This is a genomic window from Aeromicrobium phragmitis (assembly GCF_003674095.1).
Lineage (GTDB): Bacteria > Actinomycetota > Actinomycetes > Propionibacteriales > Nocardioidaceae > Aeromicrobium > Aeromicrobium phragmitis.
The window spans coordinates 1-295 of record NZ_RDBF01000286.1 but is presented as its reverse complement, the minus strand read 5'-3'; the positions used below and the strand labels follow the sequence as shown (position 1 = coordinate 295).

The 295-nt window shown below is 64.1% G+C and carries 1 pseudogene; it reads left to right on the top strand.

Going from position 1 to position 295, the window contains the following annotated elements:
• Window positions 1-111: 111 nt before the first annotated feature.
• Window positions 112-295: pseudogene (locus tag D9V41_RS17375) on the top strand (conjugal transfer protein TrbL); the annotation flags it as partial.

Below are 295 nucleotides of genomic sequence, written 5' to 3'. Positions count from 1 at the left end.
TGTGCCGCCGCGATCATCACCGGCGGTGCCGTGACGCTCATCAACTTCTTCTGGAATGTCGGAGGAACCATTTCCTGACCCGCCCCCACGGGATTCGAAAGGAGGCGGGTTATGGCTGGCGTCTGTGATGTCCCTGTCATCAGCACCGTCTGCGACAAAGTCGGCGAAGGAGCCGCGAGCCTGATCAGCGCACCGTTCGACTGGCTCGCGCAGGCCGTCGGCGGCGCCGCGCAGTGGATGTTCGAGGGTGTGTGGGCGCTGTTCGACACCACCACCCTGGTCGACATCACCGAAG